Origin of the sequence: Staphylococcus gallinarum (genome assembly GCF_000875895.1) — a bacterium.
GTDB classification, from domain to species: domain Bacteria; phylum Bacillota; class Bacilli; order Staphylococcales; family Staphylococcaceae; genus Staphylococcus; species Staphylococcus gallinarum.
Map to the genome: position 1 here is coordinate 26,834 of NZ_JXCF01000026.1, position 13,373 is coordinate 40,206.

At 32.6% G+C, this 13,373-nt stretch carries 27 protein-coding genes; all 27 read left to right on the top strand.

From position 1 onward, the window contains the following. The first annotated feature begins 63 nt into the window (after nucleotides 1–63). Nucleotides 64–444 (top strand): hypothetical protein, encoded by a 381-nt coding sequence (locus SH09_RS15810; protein ID WP_052495443.1) that lies wholly within the window; start codon nucleotides 64–66, stop codon nucleotides 442–444. After that, nucleotides 445–852, top strand: a complete 408-nt coding sequence (locus SH09_RS10845) for a YopX family protein (protein WP_042739668.1) — start codon at nucleotides 445–447, stop codon at nucleotides 850–852. Then, on the top strand, nucleotides 840–1,028 hold the full coding sequence (locus tag SH09_RS10850) for a Lar family restriction alleviation protein (protein WP_042739669.1): 189 nt from the start codon (nucleotides 840–842) through the stop codon (nucleotides 1,026–1,028). Before SH09_RS10845 ends, SH09_RS10850 begins: the two co-directional genes overlap by 13 nt. A 6-nt stretch (nucleotides 1,029–1,034) precedes the next feature. Next, nucleotides 1,035–1,430: a hypothetical protein gene (locus SH09_RS15815; RefSeq protein ID WP_052495444.1), complete on the top strand. Its 396-nt coding sequence runs from the start codon at nucleotides 1,035–1,037 to the stop codon at nucleotides 1,428–1,430. Beyond that, nucleotides 1,420–1,629 carry a hypothetical protein gene (locus tag SH09_RS10860; protein WP_042739670.1) on the top strand — a complete coding sequence of 70 codons (210 nt, stop codon included), beginning with the start codon at nucleotides 1,420–1,422 and terminating at the stop codon, nucleotides 1,627–1,629. Before SH09_RS15815 ends, SH09_RS10860 begins: the two co-directional genes overlap by 11 nt. A 127-nt stretch (nucleotides 1,630–1,756) precedes the next feature. Next, nucleotides 1,757–1,942: a hypothetical protein gene (locus SH09_RS10865; RefSeq protein WP_042739671.1), complete on the top strand. Its 186-nt coding sequence runs from the start codon at nucleotides 1,757–1,759 to the stop codon at nucleotides 1,940–1,942. Next, nucleotides 1,935–2,465 carry a dUTPase gene (locus SH09_RS10870; RefSeq protein ID WP_042739672.1) on the top strand — a complete coding sequence of 177 codons (531 nt, stop codon included), beginning with the start codon at nucleotides 1,935–1,937 and terminating at the stop codon, nucleotides 2,463–2,465. The genes SH09_RS10865 and SH09_RS10870 overlap by 8 nt, the downstream gene beginning before the upstream one ends. Nucleotides 2,466–2,642: 177 nt before the next feature. Continuing rightward, the gene (locus SH09_RS16880) at nucleotides 2,643–2,819 is read left to right on the top strand and encodes a hypothetical protein (protein WP_042739673.1); all 177 of its coding nucleotides are present in this window, start codon (nucleotides 2,643–2,645) and stop codon (nucleotides 2,817–2,819) included. A 4-nt stretch (nucleotides 2,820–2,823) separates the two neighbouring features. Next, nucleotides 2,824–3,024 (top strand): DUF1381 domain-containing protein, encoded by a 201-nt coding sequence (locus SH09_RS10880; protein WP_042739674.1) that lies wholly within the window; start codon nucleotides 2,824–2,826, stop codon nucleotides 3,022–3,024. Beyond that, the gene (locus tag SH09_RS10885; RefSeq protein WP_042739675.1) at nucleotides 3,017–3,460 is read left to right on the top strand and encodes a hypothetical protein; all 444 of its coding nucleotides are present in this window, start codon (nucleotides 3,017–3,019) and stop codon (nucleotides 3,458–3,460) included. Before SH09_RS10880 ends, SH09_RS10885 begins: the two co-directional genes overlap by 8 nt. Then, nucleotides 3,457–3,588: a transcriptional activator RinB gene (rinB, locus tag SH09_RS16600; RefSeq protein ID WP_158001728.1), complete on the top strand. Its 132-nt coding sequence runs from the start codon at nucleotides 3,457–3,459 to the stop codon at nucleotides 3,586–3,588. The genes SH09_RS10885 and rinB overlap by 4 nt, the downstream gene beginning before the upstream one ends. Then, the gene (locus SH09_RS16400) at nucleotides 3,588–3,758 is read left to right on the top strand and encodes a DUF1514 family protein (protein WP_119198828.1); all 171 of its coding nucleotides are present in this window, start codon (nucleotides 3,588–3,590) and stop codon (nucleotides 3,756–3,758) included. Before rinB ends, SH09_RS16400 begins: the two co-directional genes overlap by 1 nt. A gap of 12 nt (nucleotides 3,759–3,770) precedes the next feature. Next, nucleotides 3,771–4,205 carry a transcriptional regulator gene (locus tag SH09_RS10890; protein ID WP_042739676.1) on the top strand — a complete coding sequence of 145 codons (435 nt, stop codon included), beginning with the start codon at nucleotides 3,771–3,773 and terminating at the stop codon, nucleotides 4,203–4,205. A gap of 199 nt (nucleotides 4,206–4,404) precedes the next feature. After that, nucleotides 4,405–4,719 carry an HNH endonuclease gene (locus SH09_RS10895; RefSeq protein ID WP_042739677.1) on the top strand — a complete coding sequence of 105 codons (315 nt, stop codon included), beginning with the start codon at nucleotides 4,405–4,407 and terminating at the stop codon, nucleotides 4,717–4,719. A gap of 137 nt (nucleotides 4,720–4,856) precedes the next feature. Further along, nucleotides 4,857–5,162 (top strand): P27 family phage terminase small subunit, encoded by a 306-nt coding sequence (locus tag SH09_RS10900; RefSeq protein WP_042739895.1) that lies wholly within the window; start codon nucleotides 4,857–4,859, stop codon nucleotides 5,160–5,162. Further along, nucleotides 5,152–6,846 (top strand): terminase large subunit, encoded by a 1,695-nt coding sequence (locus SH09_RS10905; RefSeq protein WP_042739678.1) that lies wholly within the window; start codon nucleotides 5,152–5,154, stop codon nucleotides 6,844–6,846. The genes SH09_RS10900 and SH09_RS10905 overlap by 11 nt, the downstream gene beginning before the upstream one ends. Before the next feature lie 10 nt (nucleotides 6,847–6,856). After that, nucleotides 6,857–8,110, top strand: coding sequence for a phage portal protein (locus SH09_RS10910; protein ID WP_371663723.1), 1,254 nt, complete (start codon nucleotides 6,857–6,859; stop codon nucleotides 8,108–8,110). Continuing rightward, complete coding sequence (locus SH09_RS10915) at nucleotides 8,073–8,837, top strand: head maturation protease, ClpP-related (RefSeq protein WP_042739680.1); 765 nt, start codon at nucleotides 8,073–8,075, stop codon at nucleotides 8,835–8,837. Before SH09_RS10910 ends, SH09_RS10915 begins: the two co-directional genes overlap by 38 nt. Nucleotides 8,838–8,850: 13 nt before the next feature. Further along, nucleotides 8,851–10,008, top strand: coding sequence for a phage major capsid protein (locus SH09_RS10920; RefSeq protein WP_042739681.1), 1,158 nt, complete (start codon nucleotides 8,851–8,853; stop codon nucleotides 10,006–10,008). A 68-nt stretch (nucleotides 10,009–10,076) separates the two neighbouring features. Further along, nucleotides 10,077–10,355, top strand: a complete 279-nt coding sequence (locus SH09_RS10925; protein ID WP_042739682.1) for a head-tail connector protein — start codon at nucleotides 10,077–10,079, stop codon at nucleotides 10,353–10,355. Between the two features lie 5 nt (nucleotides 10,356–10,360). Next, nucleotides 10,361–10,690 (top strand): hypothetical protein, encoded by a 330-nt coding sequence (locus SH09_RS10930; RefSeq protein WP_042739683.1) that lies wholly within the window; start codon nucleotides 10,361–10,363, stop codon nucleotides 10,688–10,690. After that, entirely contained in the window at nucleotides 10,687–11,097 is a 411-nt protein-coding gene (locus SH09_RS10935) for a hypothetical protein (RefSeq protein WP_042739684.1), read from the top strand. Before SH09_RS10930 ends, SH09_RS10935 begins: the two co-directional genes overlap by 4 nt. Next, entirely contained in the window at nucleotides 11,093–11,488 is a 396-nt protein-coding gene (locus SH09_RS10940) for a hypothetical protein (RefSeq protein ID WP_042739896.1), read from the top strand. Before SH09_RS10935 ends, SH09_RS10940 begins: the two co-directional genes overlap by 5 nt. Nucleotides 11,489–11,523: 35 nt before the next feature. Beyond that, nucleotides 11,524–12,126, top strand: a complete 603-nt coding sequence (locus tag SH09_RS10945) for a major tail protein (RefSeq protein WP_042739685.1) — start codon at nucleotides 11,524–11,526, stop codon at nucleotides 12,124–12,126. Between the two features lie 83 nt (nucleotides 12,127–12,209). Continuing rightward, the gene (locus SH09_RS10950) at nucleotides 12,210–12,668 is read left to right on the top strand and encodes an Ig-like domain-containing protein (protein WP_042739686.1); all 459 of its coding nucleotides are present in this window, start codon (nucleotides 12,210–12,212) and stop codon (nucleotides 12,666–12,668) included. A gap of 58 nt (nucleotides 12,669–12,726) precedes the next feature. Beyond that, nucleotides 12,727–13,173 (top strand): hypothetical protein, encoded by a 447-nt coding sequence (locus tag SH09_RS10955; protein ID WP_042739687.1) that lies wholly within the window; start codon nucleotides 12,727–12,729, stop codon nucleotides 13,171–13,173. A 41-nt stretch (nucleotides 13,174–13,214) separates the two neighbouring features. Beyond that, nucleotides 13,215–13,370, top strand: coding sequence for a hypothetical protein (locus SH09_RS16885; RefSeq protein WP_042739688.1), 156 nt, complete (start codon nucleotides 13,215–13,217; stop codon nucleotides 13,368–13,370). Nucleotides 13,371–13,373: the final 3 nt, after the last annotated feature.

Here is a 13,373-nt window from a genome sequence, read left to right on the forward strand (position 1 = left end):
TTATAGTCGCTGTGCCTCGTGAGGATATTAAAAGTAATCGTATAGCAATGGAGGGGTTAAAGAATGAAAATCAAAACTAAGAAACAACTAAACTTACCACAGTTGATTGAGTGGGCGATGAAAAATGATATGCATGAAAGATCATTCTGCGGTGATAGATATGGCGATGCAGTACATTTTGATGAAAACGAAGATATGCTATGCGACCACGTTTCTTTAACTGAAACTTTCACTGTAGAAGTCGAGGAAGAAATTGATGAAGATACAGAGTTAAATGAAATACTTTTAATTGGAAATGATGGGTTATTTATTGAGAGTTATAACAACCATTCAATTAATGGAGTGCTAAGTAATAATGGAGGATATTACGATGAAACATTAATGCTTATTTTGCAACCAGAGCCGCAAGTTATTTGGACAAAAGATAAAGGGCTGATGGAGTAGATGATACCTAAGTTTAGAGAGTGGGACGCAGAAAGAGAAGATATTATGCCAGGTAAAGGTATGAGTTATGGAATAAGAGAAGATTATGATGATAGCTTTTCAATTAGATTTGATCACATGGAAGATTTAGACATTATTAATAAGAATGGTTCGATAGATAGAACTGTCATGATGTCCACGGGGCTTAAAGATAAACATGGAAAAGAAATATACGATAAAGATATTGTGCAAGATTCTTATGGTGATGTTTACTTAATCAAATGGTTAGATGGAGGGTTTGTGCTAACCGAATTTTATAATGGTGGTTATGACCATTACATTATTAATGATTCAAAATCATTAGAAATTATAGGTGATATTTATCAATACCCACATTTACTAAGGAGTGATGGCGAGTGGAATTATTAAAACCTTGTCCGTTTTGTGGAGGTCGTGCAGATTTAAGATATAGTTTCGACAAAGCCTTGGTAGAATGTACTAACACTAAGTGTAAATTACAACCTTCTACATGGTTGCACGTTAAAACAGATAGCGTAGATAGGTTAGTTAAAATATGGAATACACGAAATTATAAGGAAGAGTGATGGCGAGTGAGTGAACCGACAAAAGAAGAATTATTAGCTTTTATGAGAAAACACGGACCAGAAAAAGTTGATTCTATTACTGATACAGAGAGTGCTATCAGACATTTTAGATGTACTAGTAAAATATATAAAGAACAACGCGACCAATACAAAGCAGAACGAGACACGTTGATTGATGATATAGCAGTCCTACGTGCCAATAATAAGAGGTTAGAACGTGAGAATAACGATTTACGTTTACAAGCTGACACTTACTTTGACGAGTGGCAGAATATTAAAAATCTATACAAGGCTCTTACACAGCACATTCGCCAAAAAGCAGAGAATAATCCGAATGTAGATAGATATATCGCATTGATTAACTATATGAATAGGTTGGAGGGTGGAGAAGATGAAAGATAATTGGCAGAAACTAAAAGATGAACTACGTGAAATGTTTATTTACGGTTACCACTTAGAAGAAGGTACAGCTAGTAAGTATATGAATGAAGCATATGGGATAGTTTTCAAGAGAATGTGTGAGATAGACAACACAAACGAATTTAGCAACTTACTAAGCGATTTGGAGGACGAGCAGGATGGAACGACAAATAGCAAATGAAAATGTAAGAGATTTCTTATCAATGGCTAAAAGACTCTAACTCCATATTTAACAGATTCTGAATTTGAAACAGTGCTAAAAATATACAACATTGCATTAGATAGATTAGAAGGAGAGGACAAACAAAATGACTAACGCATTAGACACATTAATTGCATTAAGTAAAGAGTATATAAGAGTTCTTGAAGAACGTAAAAAAGAAAATCTTGAGTATGGATTTGATTTTGTGTCAGAAACCAGAGTTGAACGTACAGGACTAGTGCTAAGGCAAGCAATGTTGGATTTTGAAAAAGGGAGAATGAAAAATGACTAACACAATTACAGTAGATCAGTTGAAAGAGTTATTACAGATACAAAAGGACTTTGACAGTAGAATACCAACACTTAATTTACAGGATAGTAAAGTAGCATATGTGGTTGAATTCTTTGAATGGTTTAACACATTAGAAACGTTTAAGAATTGGAAGAAGAATCCAGGTAAACCATTGGACGTGCAATTAGATGAATTGGCAGACATGTTGGCATTTGGTTTGAGTATTGCTAATCAACAAGCAGAAGATATGGAAGAAATCCTTGAATATGTTGAAGATGGTATTTTCTATGAATACCTAGACAGAGTAGAAATAAACTTTAATAACAGAGATGTGGTTGATGAATTCATGTCAGATATAAATGAAATATATGATGGTTGGTACGCTAACAATTTATTCTTACCCTTTGCAATTGCTAATAATTACTACACTATCGACCAACTAATCACAGCATACAAAAAGAAAATGGAGCGTAATCATGCAAGGCAAGATGGAACAGCAGACAAAGACAAAGGATACGTGTAAGAAGGATATCTACACTAAAGTTAAGGAAGTGTTGAGGAAATGACACGATATAAAATAAATTACTTTAACCCAACTTTAAAACTATACCTGGAATTGAGAATTAGATTATTTATTAAACGATTATTCATATGGGTTAAAAGTATTATAAAAAGAATGCTAGGCAAGGAGTGAGTGTGAATGTTAGGACTAATTAAAGATATTACAGATACATTTAGCATGAGTGAATGGAATGTACTGTGGGTCGATGATGAAGGTAAGTCGCATAAAGAATACTTTTATTGGAAAACAGAAGCAAGAGAATTTTATGACCGTTTGCCATATATGAATAAGAAAATGGAAAGAGTGAGTGGGTGATTATATGCAATACCTAATCAGAACAATCCAACACAACGGACAACCTTTCACAGACGTCATTAAGGCTAAGGACAATGAGACGTATCAAGTTGTGGAGGCAGAGAGTAAGGAAGAGGCTGAGTTATTAGCTGGTGACAAAAAAGTAGCTGAAATGTTGAGGGGTATTAATTATTTTAAAGAAAAGGACAGTGAGATAAATGGATAAAGAAATATTAAATTATTTAGATAAAGTGGGACAGTATTTACAAGGTGCAGGAGAAAAAGGGTTTGAAACTTATGTTCATGGTGTGTTTGTACAAAGTTTAATTTATTCCATTGTTGGAGCTATTTTATTGTCTGTTGCAATAGCATTAATCGTAATAGGTTGGAAGTTCATCAATAAAGAAATTTATGTGACTGTACCTGAAAGAGAAGAATTTTCATTTTTTGGAGAAAATAAAAAGAAAATCATTCCAGAACGTGAAGTAAGGGATGAAGATGCAGAAGAAACATATCAGTGTATAGCATTTGTAATGGGATTTGTATCAATCATTTCAGCTGCTTTTGGGATATGTTTGTTAATCGCAAATATTACAGGAGTATTCGCACCAGACTATGTAGCAATCAAAGAAATTGTAGAGAACATTGGAGGCAAACAATGAGAATACTTAAAACACTAACAATCATATTCTTATATGAATTAAGTAAATATATTACAGAGCAAGTGATTATTAGATTACAGGCAAGTGATGTGTGTGATTATCCTAAGGATTATGAGGTGAGTAAATAATGTTCTGGATTATCATATCAATTATATTAGCGTGTATCACAATACTTACACTGATATCTAATTTAAAGAAAGACGATGAGATAGAAGCGTTGAAATATACAATCATTACGTTATCGAATGATATAGATTTTGATAAAGCATTTGAAGAGTACGAAAGATTTAAGAAGTAATGGAGGATACGCATGAGTACATCATATGATATAAAGCCTGGTACATTTAAGTACATAGAGTCAGAGATATACAACCATCAAGCTAATAAGCGTGAGATTAACAAGTTAAGAATGGAGATACTTAATCCAACTAAAGAAGTGGATAATAACATAGTTTATGGTCCATTACAAAAGGGAGAGCCAGTAAGAACAACAGAGCTTATGGCTACACGATTGCTAACCAACAAGATGTTACGTAACTTAGAAGAGATGGTGGCAGCTATTGACTATGTGTATGAACAGTTACCAGATGATAGTAAGAAAGTAATAAGGCTTAAGTATTGGAACAGTGGTAAGAAGATGAAGATAGAACAAATAGCTGATGAATGTCACATGCATAGAAATACTGCAGGTAAAGTAAGAAGAAACTTCGTTAAAGCAGTAGCTATTCAAGCAGGAATCAAATAATCGTGTGCAAAGGTTGTGCATATGACGTATTATTTGATGATATTATGTTAGTATCAAATACTTATGATTAATTTGCTAGGCACATCCCTTATGTGGTGTGTCTTTTATTATGTGGATTGATATAAGCACTACATATGAACTCTAACTAATACAACGATAGTCATGATGTAGTGCTGATATGAGAGATGAGGTGATATTGATGACACAACATGATGGCACACATAAGCATGGACGATATACCTATGAGTTTGATTGGTTCTATCATTCAAAGGATTGGAAGAGCTTAAGAGAGATAGCACTAGATAGGGATAACTACCTATGTCAACTATGTTTAAATGATGGAACTATTACTGACGCTAAGATAGTACACCATATTGTTTATGTGGACTTTGATTTTAGTAAAGCGATGGATTTAAATAATTTAATGTCGGTTTGTCATAGTTGCCACAATAAAATTCATGCAAATGACAATAAGAAAATTAAAGATAGAAATGTTAGAGTAATAAAAATTTAGATAAAAATTATATACAAATTTTATTCTATTAATTTATTAGCCCCCCTACTCAAGAGGTCATTTTATTTTTTTCGGCGGTACCGATGGGGGCCCTTCGCTTGCAACGCGAAACACATTTACATGAAAGGGGTGAAAATATGAAATTGACTAAAAAGCAATTAATCGGTTTTATTGATGGTTATCAAAAATCAGATGATATTTTAATTGACTTATATTTAGAGACACATGAATTCTATTGTCGTTTAAGAGACGAATTAAAAGACTCAAAATTAATGTATGAATATACCAATAAAGGTGGAGCAACTAATTTAGTAAAAAACCCATTAAGTATAGAAATGACCAAAACAGTCCAAACGTTGAATAATTTGTTGAAATCTTTAGGATTAACAGCTGCACAAAGAGAAAAAATAGTTGAAGAGGAGGTCGGTTTTGGTGAGTATTAAGGTATTGAACAAACCATCTCCCAAATTATTAACGACTTGGTATGCAGAACAAGTAACAAAAGGTAATATTGTTGCAGGTGAATATGTCATAAAAGAGTGTAAAAGACATTTAGACTATTTGAATAAAAATGATTCACGTTGGATTTTTGATGAGGAAAAAGCGCATAGGCCCATTCGATTTATTGAAAAATTTTGTAAGCCATCAAAAGGTGATTATAAACAACTTATATTGCAACCGTGGCAACATTTTATTATAGGTTCGTTATTTGGTTGGGTAGATAAGGAAACAAAAATTAGACGATTTAAAGAAGGCGTCGTGTTTGTAGGTCGAAAAAATGGTAAAACCACATTGATATCTGGATTAACGAATTATGGTGCTTCTGAAGATGGGGAACCTGGTGCTGATGTTGTTTTGTTGGCAAACAGCATGAAACAAGCAAGGCTCTTGTTTGATGAATCTAAAACGATGATTAAAGCCTCTCCAGTTTTAAATAAAAATTTTAGAAGTCGAAGAGATGCAATTCATCATGATGCAACAAATTCAAAAATAGAACCTCAAGCTTCTGATAGTGAAAAATTAGATGGCTTAAATACTCATTTAGGTGTATTTGATGAAATACATGAATATAAAGACTATAAACTTATATCAGTTATAAAAAACTCTAGACAATCTAGAAAACAGCCATTATTAATATATATTACAACTGCAGGATTTCAATTAGACGGTCCATTAGTAGATATGGTTGAAAGTGGTAGAGATAATTTAAATGGTATATTAAAAGACGAAAGAACATTTTATTATCTAGCTTCTTTAGATGATGAGGATGATTTAAATGATCCTGAAAATTGGATTAAGGCAAATCCTAATATGGGTGTTTCTATTGATATAGAAGATATGAAAGAAGATTGGGAAAAGGCTAAAAGAATTCCTGCAGAGCGTGGAGATTTTATAACAAAACGTTTTAACATATTCGCAAATAATGATGAAATGAGCTTTATCGATTATCAGACGTTGCAAAAGAATAATGAGGTTATTTCTTTAAATGAGTTAGAAGGTAGACCATGTACAATTGGATACGACTTATCTGAAACAGAAGACTTTACCGCAGCTTGTGCTACATTTGCACTTGATAACGGAAAAGTAGCTGTTTTAACACATTCATGGATACCAAAGCATAAGGTTGAATATTCAAATGAGAAAGTTCCATACAAAGAATGGGAAGAAGAAGGTTATTTAACAATACAAGATACGCCATATATTGAGTATCAAGATGTTTATGACTGGATTTTAAAAATGAATGAACATTATCCAGTTGAAAAGATAACTTATGACAGAGCTAATGCTTTTAAATTGAATCAAGAGTTAAAAAATTATGGTTTTGAAACAGAGGAAACAAGACAAGGAGCATATACATTAAGCCCTGCTCTAAAGGACTTAAAAGAGATGTTTTTAGATGGCAAAGTCATTTTTAATAACAATCCATTAATGAAATGGTACATCAATAATGTTCAATTAAAATTGGATAGAAACGGTAACTGGTTACCATCTAAACAAAGTAGATATCGTAAAATAGATGGTTTTGCAGCATTTTTAAATACTTATACAGATATTATGAATAAAGTTGTTACTGAACAAGGCGAAGGTAAAATTGAATTTATAAGCATTAAAGACTTAATGAGCTAAGGGGGTGAGAATGATTGGAAAAGTGAATTTGTTAACTCAAATGAAAAGAAAGTTAATTGATAATTGGGTAGATAAAACTACGAATAAGATGTATGATTTCTCACCGTGGAAAAATAAAAGTTTTTGGGGTATTATCAACAATACTTTAGAAACAAATGAAACAATATTTGCAGCAATTACTAAGTTATCTAACTCAATTGCAAGTATGCCGATTAAATTATATGAAGATTATAAAGTAATTAATACAGATGTTTCAGAGTTGTTAACTGTATCACCTAATAATTCTATGAACAGTTTTGATTTTATTAATCAAATTGAAACGGTAAGAAATGAAAAAGGTAATGCTTACGTTTTAATTGAAAGGGATATTTATCAACAACCAGAAAAACTGTATCTTATAAATCCAGATGTTGTAGAAATGGCGATAGAAAATAACTCAAACGAATTGTATTACATGATACATGCTGCTACAGGTAAGCAAATGATAGTTCATAATTTAGATATGATGCACTTCAAACATATTGTAGGTTATAACATGATTCAGGGTATTAGCCCTATTGATGTATTAAAAAATACAACAGAATTCGATAGTGCTATTAGAGGGTTTAATTTATCTGAAATGCAAAAAACTGATTCATTTATGCTTAAGTATGGTACGAATGTTAGTACCGAAAAAAGAGCCGAGGTTTTAGAAAGCTTCAGGAGTTTCTATGAAGAAAATGGCGGTATCTTATTCCAAGAGCCTGGTGTAGAAATTGAACCTTTAGATCGTAAATATGTTTCAGAAGATATAGTCGCAAGTGAAAATTTGACACGTGAACGTGTGGCTAATGTCTTTCAGATTCCTTCAGTATTTTTGAATGCTAAATCGGATTTGAATTTTAGTAAAAACGAAGAATTAAATAGATATTATCTGCAACACACATTATTACCTATTATTAAACAATATGAGGAAGAATTTAACCGCAAACTTTTGACTAAATCGGACAGACACAAGAATCGATATTTTAAATTTAATGTTAAATCATACCTACGAGCAGATAGTGCAACTCAAGCAGAAGTTTATTTTAAAGCTGTACGTAGTGGTTATTATACAATTAATGATATAAGAGAATGGGAAGATTTACCTCCTGTTGAGGGCGGAGAAAAACCACTCATCAGTGGTGATTTATATCCTATTGATACACCACTTGAACTAAGAAAATCATTGAAAGGTGGTGAAAAAGATGACAAAGTACTTTCAAATGAAGAAAAAAGCAAGTAATAAAGGTGAAATATTTATTTATGGTGACATTGTTAGTGACAAATGGTTTGAATCTGATGTTACCGCGACTGATTTTAAAAATCAGCTAGATGAATTGGGAGATGTTGGTGAGATAGATGTTCATATTAATTCGTCAGGTGGAAGCGTTTTTGAGGGTCATGCGATATATAACATGTTAAAAATGCATAACGCAAAAATAAATATATATGTCGATGCTTTAGCGGCATCTATAGCAAGTGTTATCGCAATGAGCGGTGACACTATTTTTATGCATAAAAATAGCTTTTTAATGATTCATAATTCTTGGGTTATGACCATGGGTAACGCTGAAGAGTTGAGAAGAACTGCTGAATTACTAGAAAAAACAGATAAAGCAAGTAATCACGCATATCTAGATAAAGCCGATAAATTATCTGAAGAAGAGCTTAAACAATTATTAGATAACGAAACATGGTTAACTGCTGAAGAAGCTTTAGAGAAAGGATTTATTGATGAAATACTAGAATCTAATGAAATGGCTGCTAGTATTTCTAAAGAACAACTTAAACGATTTAATCATGTACCTGAAGTTATTGAAAAAGATGTAGATAAAATCACAAAAATCGATGATATAGATACATTGGATTCGGTTGAAACACCTAAAAAAACTATGTCACAAGAAGAAAAAGCAACAAGAGAAAAAATTAAACGCGAATGTGAAAATTTAAAAATAACTATGAATTTCTAGGAGGAAAACTATAATGCCGACATTATACGAATTAAAGCAATCATTAGGTATGATTGGACAACAATTAAAGCAAAAAAACGAAGAATTAAGTCAAAAAGCAACTGATCCAAACGCTAGTATGGATGATATTAAGCAATTAGAAACTGAAAAAGCTGGATTACAACAACGTTTTGAAATCGTTGAACGCCAAGTTTCTGATATTGAAGCAAAAGAAAAAGAGAAAGTTAAAGATAAAGGTGAAACATATCAATCTTTAAATGATGATGAAAAATTAGTTAAAGCTAAAGCTGAGTTCTATCGTCATGCTATTTTACCTACAGAATTTGAAAAACCATCTGTAGAAGCACAACGTTTATTACATGCTTTACCTACTGGTAATGAATCAGGTGGCGATAAATTTTTACCAAAAACATTATCTAAAGAAATCGTTTCTGAACCATTTGCTAAAAACCAATTGCGTGAAAAAGCGCGTTTAACAAACATCAAAGGTTTAGAAATTCCTAGAGTATCTTATACTTTAGATGATGATGACTTTATTACTGATTTAGAAACTGCAAAAGAATTGCAAGTTAAAGGTGACACTGTTAAGTTCACAACAAACAAATTTAAAGTATTTGCTGCTATTTCAGACACAGTTATCCACGGTTCTGATGTTGAATTAGTTAATTGGGTAGAAAATGCCTTGCAGTCTGGATTAGCCGCGAAAGAACGTAAAGATGCGTTAGCTGTAAGCCCTAAATCTGGTTTAGAACATATGTCATTCTATAATGGTTCGATCAAAGAGGTAGACGGTGAAGATATGTATCAAGCAATTATTAACGCATTAGCTGATTTACATGAAGATTATAGAGACAACGCTACAATATATATGCGCTATGCAGACTATGTAAGCATTATCAAAACATTATCTAACGGTACAACAAACTTCTTTGATACACCAGCCGAAAAAGTATTTGGAAAACCAGTTGTATTTACTGATGCGGCTGAAAAACCAATCGTAGGTGACTTTAACTACTTCGGTATTAACTACGATAATACAACTTATGACACTGACAAAGACGTTAAAAAAGGTGAATACCTATTTGTTTTAACTGCTTGGTATGACCAACAACGTACATTAGACAGTGCGTTCCGTATTGCAAACGTAAAAAGTTCTTCTAAACCCAGCTAACCCCCGAAATGTTGATGTGACAGTCAACAGTAAGTCGGCTGTTATAGCAGCAGAATAGGGGTGTTTGAATGGAATTAGAAGAAGTAAAGTTATGGCTAAAAGTGGATTATGATTTTGAAGATGATTTAATCCAAAGTATTATTCAATCAGCAGAAGAAGAATTAACTTTTAGTGGTGTGCCAAAGTATAAAAAAGGCGATGAAGGTTATGCTTTATATACTTTGGCCATCAAATATATTATTGCAAGGGATTATGAGAGTAGAGGGTACTCAAATTATAATTCAAAGTCTAAAACGTTTAACGAGCGAGCATTGCAACGCATGATTTTGAAGTTGAAAGCGTGGTGACTATATTGGAATTTAATGAATTTAATAATCATATAACAATATTTCAGTATAAACATAACGGACCTTATCCAAATGACATTGAAGAAAAGGAACTTTATAGTTGCTTTTGTAAAATATACAATTCTTCTAATAAAGATATTGAAATTTTAAAAAATAAAGGTTCTAAACTAGCTTTTAGTTTGATAATGAGAAGTGCATACCCAGAATATATGCCTGAAAATAACCATATTATCAAAGTGGATGACAAACGATATGACGATATTTTTAACATTGAAGAAATACGCAATGATACACCCAATAAAGGGTATATCACGTTGGTGTTATCTGAAAAATGAGTGTTGAAATTAAGGGAATACCTGAATTAACCGAACGGCTTGAAAAGGAATATGGACGAAGTGCGATGATTAAGAAGAGTGATAAAGCACTTGTTAAAGCTTCTGATTATTTTGTTAATGAGCTCAAAACTCAATTTGAAACTTTTAAAGATACTGGAGCATCTATTGATGAAATGCACAGAAGTTCACCATATACCGATAGAAAAGATAATCAAAGAGCGGTTATGATTAGTTGGGTTGGTCCACATGAAAGAAACCGTTTAATCCATCTTAATGAACATGGTTATGACAGAAATGGTAAAAAAGTAGTTCCTAGAGGTTTTGGCGCAATAGAAAAAACATTAGAAGGTACAAGGGAACAATATAGGTCTATAGTGTTAGAAGAATTGAGGAAGCAACATGATTGATATATTAGAATATCTTAAGGGGCTTATCGAATCAGATAAGTACTTGAAAACTATTCTGGGTGACAGAATATATTACTACGAACCAACTGAAAATACTAATACTGATAATATATTTATAATTTTAACACCTATTACAGATACACCGAGCGACTATGTTTCTGATACTTATTTATCTGAAATATATACGTTCCAAATCGATGTAGAAGGCTATAATCGAATGGATGTAGTCAATGTAGTGAAAAAAATACGGCATTTGCTATGGGAAAATAATTTATATCAAGCGTCTAGTCAATTAGATTTATACTCAGACGTTAATAAAAGGTATGTCATGTCTAGAAGATATAAAGGCATACCAAAAAATCAATATTACAAACATGAACACATCGAGTAGATGTGTTTTTTATGTAGTTAAAGGAGGAAATAAATATGGGTTCATATGTAGCAGGATTTAAAAAATTACATGTAGGTGTATTTAACGATGATGCATCTAAAATTATTAAAAAGATGGTATGGGAAAATGAAGATGGTGGAACTGTCAACATGAATATTACGGGGCTTGCACCTGAAATGGTAGATATGTGGGCATCTAACCAACGAGTATGGATGAAAAAGCAAGGTACAAACGAAGTTAAATCTGATATTGATCTATTTAACATTCCAACAGATGATTTAAATACAGTCCTAGGCCGAGAAAAAGATGAAAATGGTACAGCGTGGGTCGGTGATGACACTCGTGCACCTTATGTAGCAGTTGTAGGCGAATCAGAAGCTGGTGTATCAGGAGAACCTGTATATTGCGCATTGTTAAAAGGTACTTTTAGTTTAGATTCAATTGAATTCAAAACGAAAGGTGAAAAAGCTGAAGCACCAGAACCAACTAAATTAAATGGAGACTGGATGAACCGAAAAATCAATGATAAATCACGTGTATATGGTTATCATGAAGGCTCTAAGGGTGCGGAAGAGTTCTTAAAAGAAGTATTTGTAGGCTATGAACAAGGCGCTGAAAGCAGTGATTCTCCCAGTTAAGCCCCGAAATGTAGAAATTGAAGCTAACGCTAAGTCAGCTAATGTATCTGCTGAATAGGGGAACGAAGAAAGGAGTATTTTAAATGGTTAAAATATTAAACGTGTATAAAGGATCTGAAGTTGTTGCGTCACAAGAAGGTGACGGCAGAACTTCAGTAACAATATCTAATTTAAAACCAGATACTACTTATACTAAAGGTGAATTTCAAGTGTCATGGGTAGAAAATGGTAGAGAATCTGATAAAGTGGATCTCCCAGAATTTAGAACTAAGGCTATATTGGTAAATAATGTCACATTTAGTTCTGAGAGTGTTTCAATAGACGTTGGCAATGAAGATACAGTGACTGCGAATATAGCACCAAGTACGGCAACTAATAAAAAAGTAAAGTATGTTTCAGATCATCCTGAAATTGTTACAGTAGATCAAAATACAGGAGCGATTCATGGTGTATCTGAAGGTACAGCAATAGTTAAAGCTGAAGCTCAAGATGGTAGCGGAAAAGTAGCGCAGTTGACAGTAAATGTAACACCTAAAGCATAGTTTAGGACACAGTGGAAAACTGTGTCTTTTTTTATATTAAATTAAAGGAGCTCATATAATGATTGAATTCAAAATTAAAAACAAAGAGACTGGAAAGGTTTCAGTATTTACTAAAGAAGAAATTACCGTTGGAGAAGCTGAAACTTTTTATGAATTGCAGCAAAAACAAACTAAAGAGACTGAAAAAGTTAGAGAAAAGGCTAAAAATGAAATAGAACAAGAGTTTGGCTCGGATTTTGAAAACAAAGAGCTATTAAATGACCTTATTCAAAATAGATTTGTAGAATTGCTCGATGGTAAGAAACTAAGAAAAATGGAAAGAGAATTTGTAATTAGCTTGTTTAGCGATCAAGGATTATCAGAAGAAGATATCCTTAAAAATATGGGAACTAAAACATACGCTAAATTAGTGGATGAAATATTTCGAGAAATCAACGGAGAAAATGAAGAAGATACAAATGATGTATCAGAAGAAGTGGGAAAGACAGAAGAACAACCACAATAAAAGACGTTTTATCGAATCTTAAACAGATTCAAAGGTTCTGTATGGAACAATATGGTTGGAGTTTGACTGAGGTTAAAAATCAACCATATTTTCGTCTGTTAGACATCTTAAATACCGATTATGAAACTGAAAAGGCTGAACAAGAAGAACAAAAAGTTTATACAGGTACTGACTTGAAATTCCTTTTCGGTGGATAGAAA

What these genes read in the sequence shown, in the direction of transcription:
- SH09_RS15810 (WP_052495443.1), top strand. Translation starts at nt 64, where the DNA reads ATGAAAATCAAAACTAAGAAACAACTAAACTTACCACAGTTGATTGAG.
- SH09_RS10885 (WP_042739675.1), top strand. Translation starts at nt 3,017, where the DNA reads ATGGATAAAGAAATATTAAATTATTTAGATAAAGTGGGACAGTATTTA.
- SH09_RS10910 (WP_371663723.1), top strand. Translation starts at nt 6,857, where the DNA reads ATGATTGGAAAAGTGAATTTGTTAACTCAAATGAAAAGAAAGTTAATT.
- SH09_RS16885 (WP_042739688.1), top strand. Translation starts at nt 13,215, where the DNA reads ATGGAACAATATGGTTGGAGTTTGACTGAGGTTAAAAATCAACCATAT.
- SH09_RS10890 (WP_042739676.1), top strand. Translation starts at nt 3,771, where the DNA reads ATGAGTACATCATATGATATAAAGCCTGGTACATTTAAGTACATAGAG.
- SH09_RS10935 (WP_042739684.1), top strand. Translation starts at nt 10,687, where the DNA reads ATGAGTGTTGAAATTAAGGGAATACCTGAATTAACCGAACGGCTTGAA.
- SH09_RS10880 (WP_042739674.1), top strand. Translation starts at nt 2,824, where the DNA reads ATGCAATACCTAATCAGAACAATCCAACACAACGGACAACCTTTCACA.
- SH09_RS16880 (WP_042739673.1), top strand. Translation starts at nt 2,643, where the DNA reads ATGTTAGGACTAATTAAAGATATTACAGATACATTTAGCATGAGTGAA.
- SH09_RS10865 (WP_042739671.1), top strand. Translation starts at nt 1,757, where the DNA reads ATGACTAACGCATTAGACACATTAATTGCATTAAGTAAAGAGTATATA.
- SH09_RS10950 (WP_042739686.1), top strand. Translation starts at nt 12,210, where the DNA reads ATGGTTAAAATATTAAACGTGTATAAAGGATCTGAAGTTGTTGCGTCA.
- SH09_RS10900 (WP_042739895.1), top strand. Translation starts at nt 4,857, where the DNA reads ATGAAATTGACTAAAAAGCAATTAATCGGTTTTATTGATGGTTATCAA.
- SH09_RS10920 (WP_042739681.1), top strand. Translation starts at nt 8,851, where the DNA reads ATGCCGACATTATACGAATTAAAGCAATCATTAGGTATGATTGGACAA.
- SH09_RS10895 (WP_042739677.1), top strand. Translation starts at nt 4,405, where the DNA reads ATGACACAACATGATGGCACACATAAGCATGGACGATATACCTATGAG.
- SH09_RS10955 (WP_042739687.1), top strand. Translation starts at nt 12,727, where the DNA reads ATGATTGAATTCAAAATTAAAAACAAAGAGACTGGAAAGGTTTCAGTA.
- SH09_RS10915 (WP_042739680.1), top strand. Translation starts at nt 8,073, where the DNA reads ATGACAAAGTACTTTCAAATGAAGAAAAAAGCAAGTAATAAAGGTGAA.
- SH09_RS10925 (WP_042739682.1), top strand. Translation starts at nt 10,077, where the DNA reads ATGGAATTAGAAGAAGTAAAGTTATGGCTAAAAGTGGATTATGATTTT.
- SH09_RS10945 (WP_042739685.1), top strand. Translation starts at nt 11,524, where the DNA reads ATGGGTTCATATGTAGCAGGATTTAAAAAATTACATGTAGGTGTATTT.
- SH09_RS16400 (WP_119198828.1), top strand. Translation starts at nt 3,588, where the DNA reads ATGTTCTGGATTATCATATCAATTATATTAGCGTGTATCACAATACTT.
- rinB (WP_158001728.1), top strand. Translation starts at nt 3,457, where the DNA reads ATGAGAATACTTAAAACACTAACAATCATATTCTTATATGAATTAAGT.
- SH09_RS10845 (WP_042739668.1), top strand. Translation starts at nt 445, where the DNA reads ATGATACCTAAGTTTAGAGAGTGGGACGCAGAAAGAGAAGATATTATG.
- SH09_RS10860 (WP_042739670.1), top strand. Translation starts at nt 1,420, where the DNA reads ATGAAAGATAATTGGCAGAAACTAAAAGATGAACTACGTGAAATGTTT.
- SH09_RS10870 (WP_042739672.1), top strand. Translation starts at nt 1,935, where the DNA reads ATGACTAACACAATTACAGTAGATCAGTTGAAAGAGTTATTACAGATA.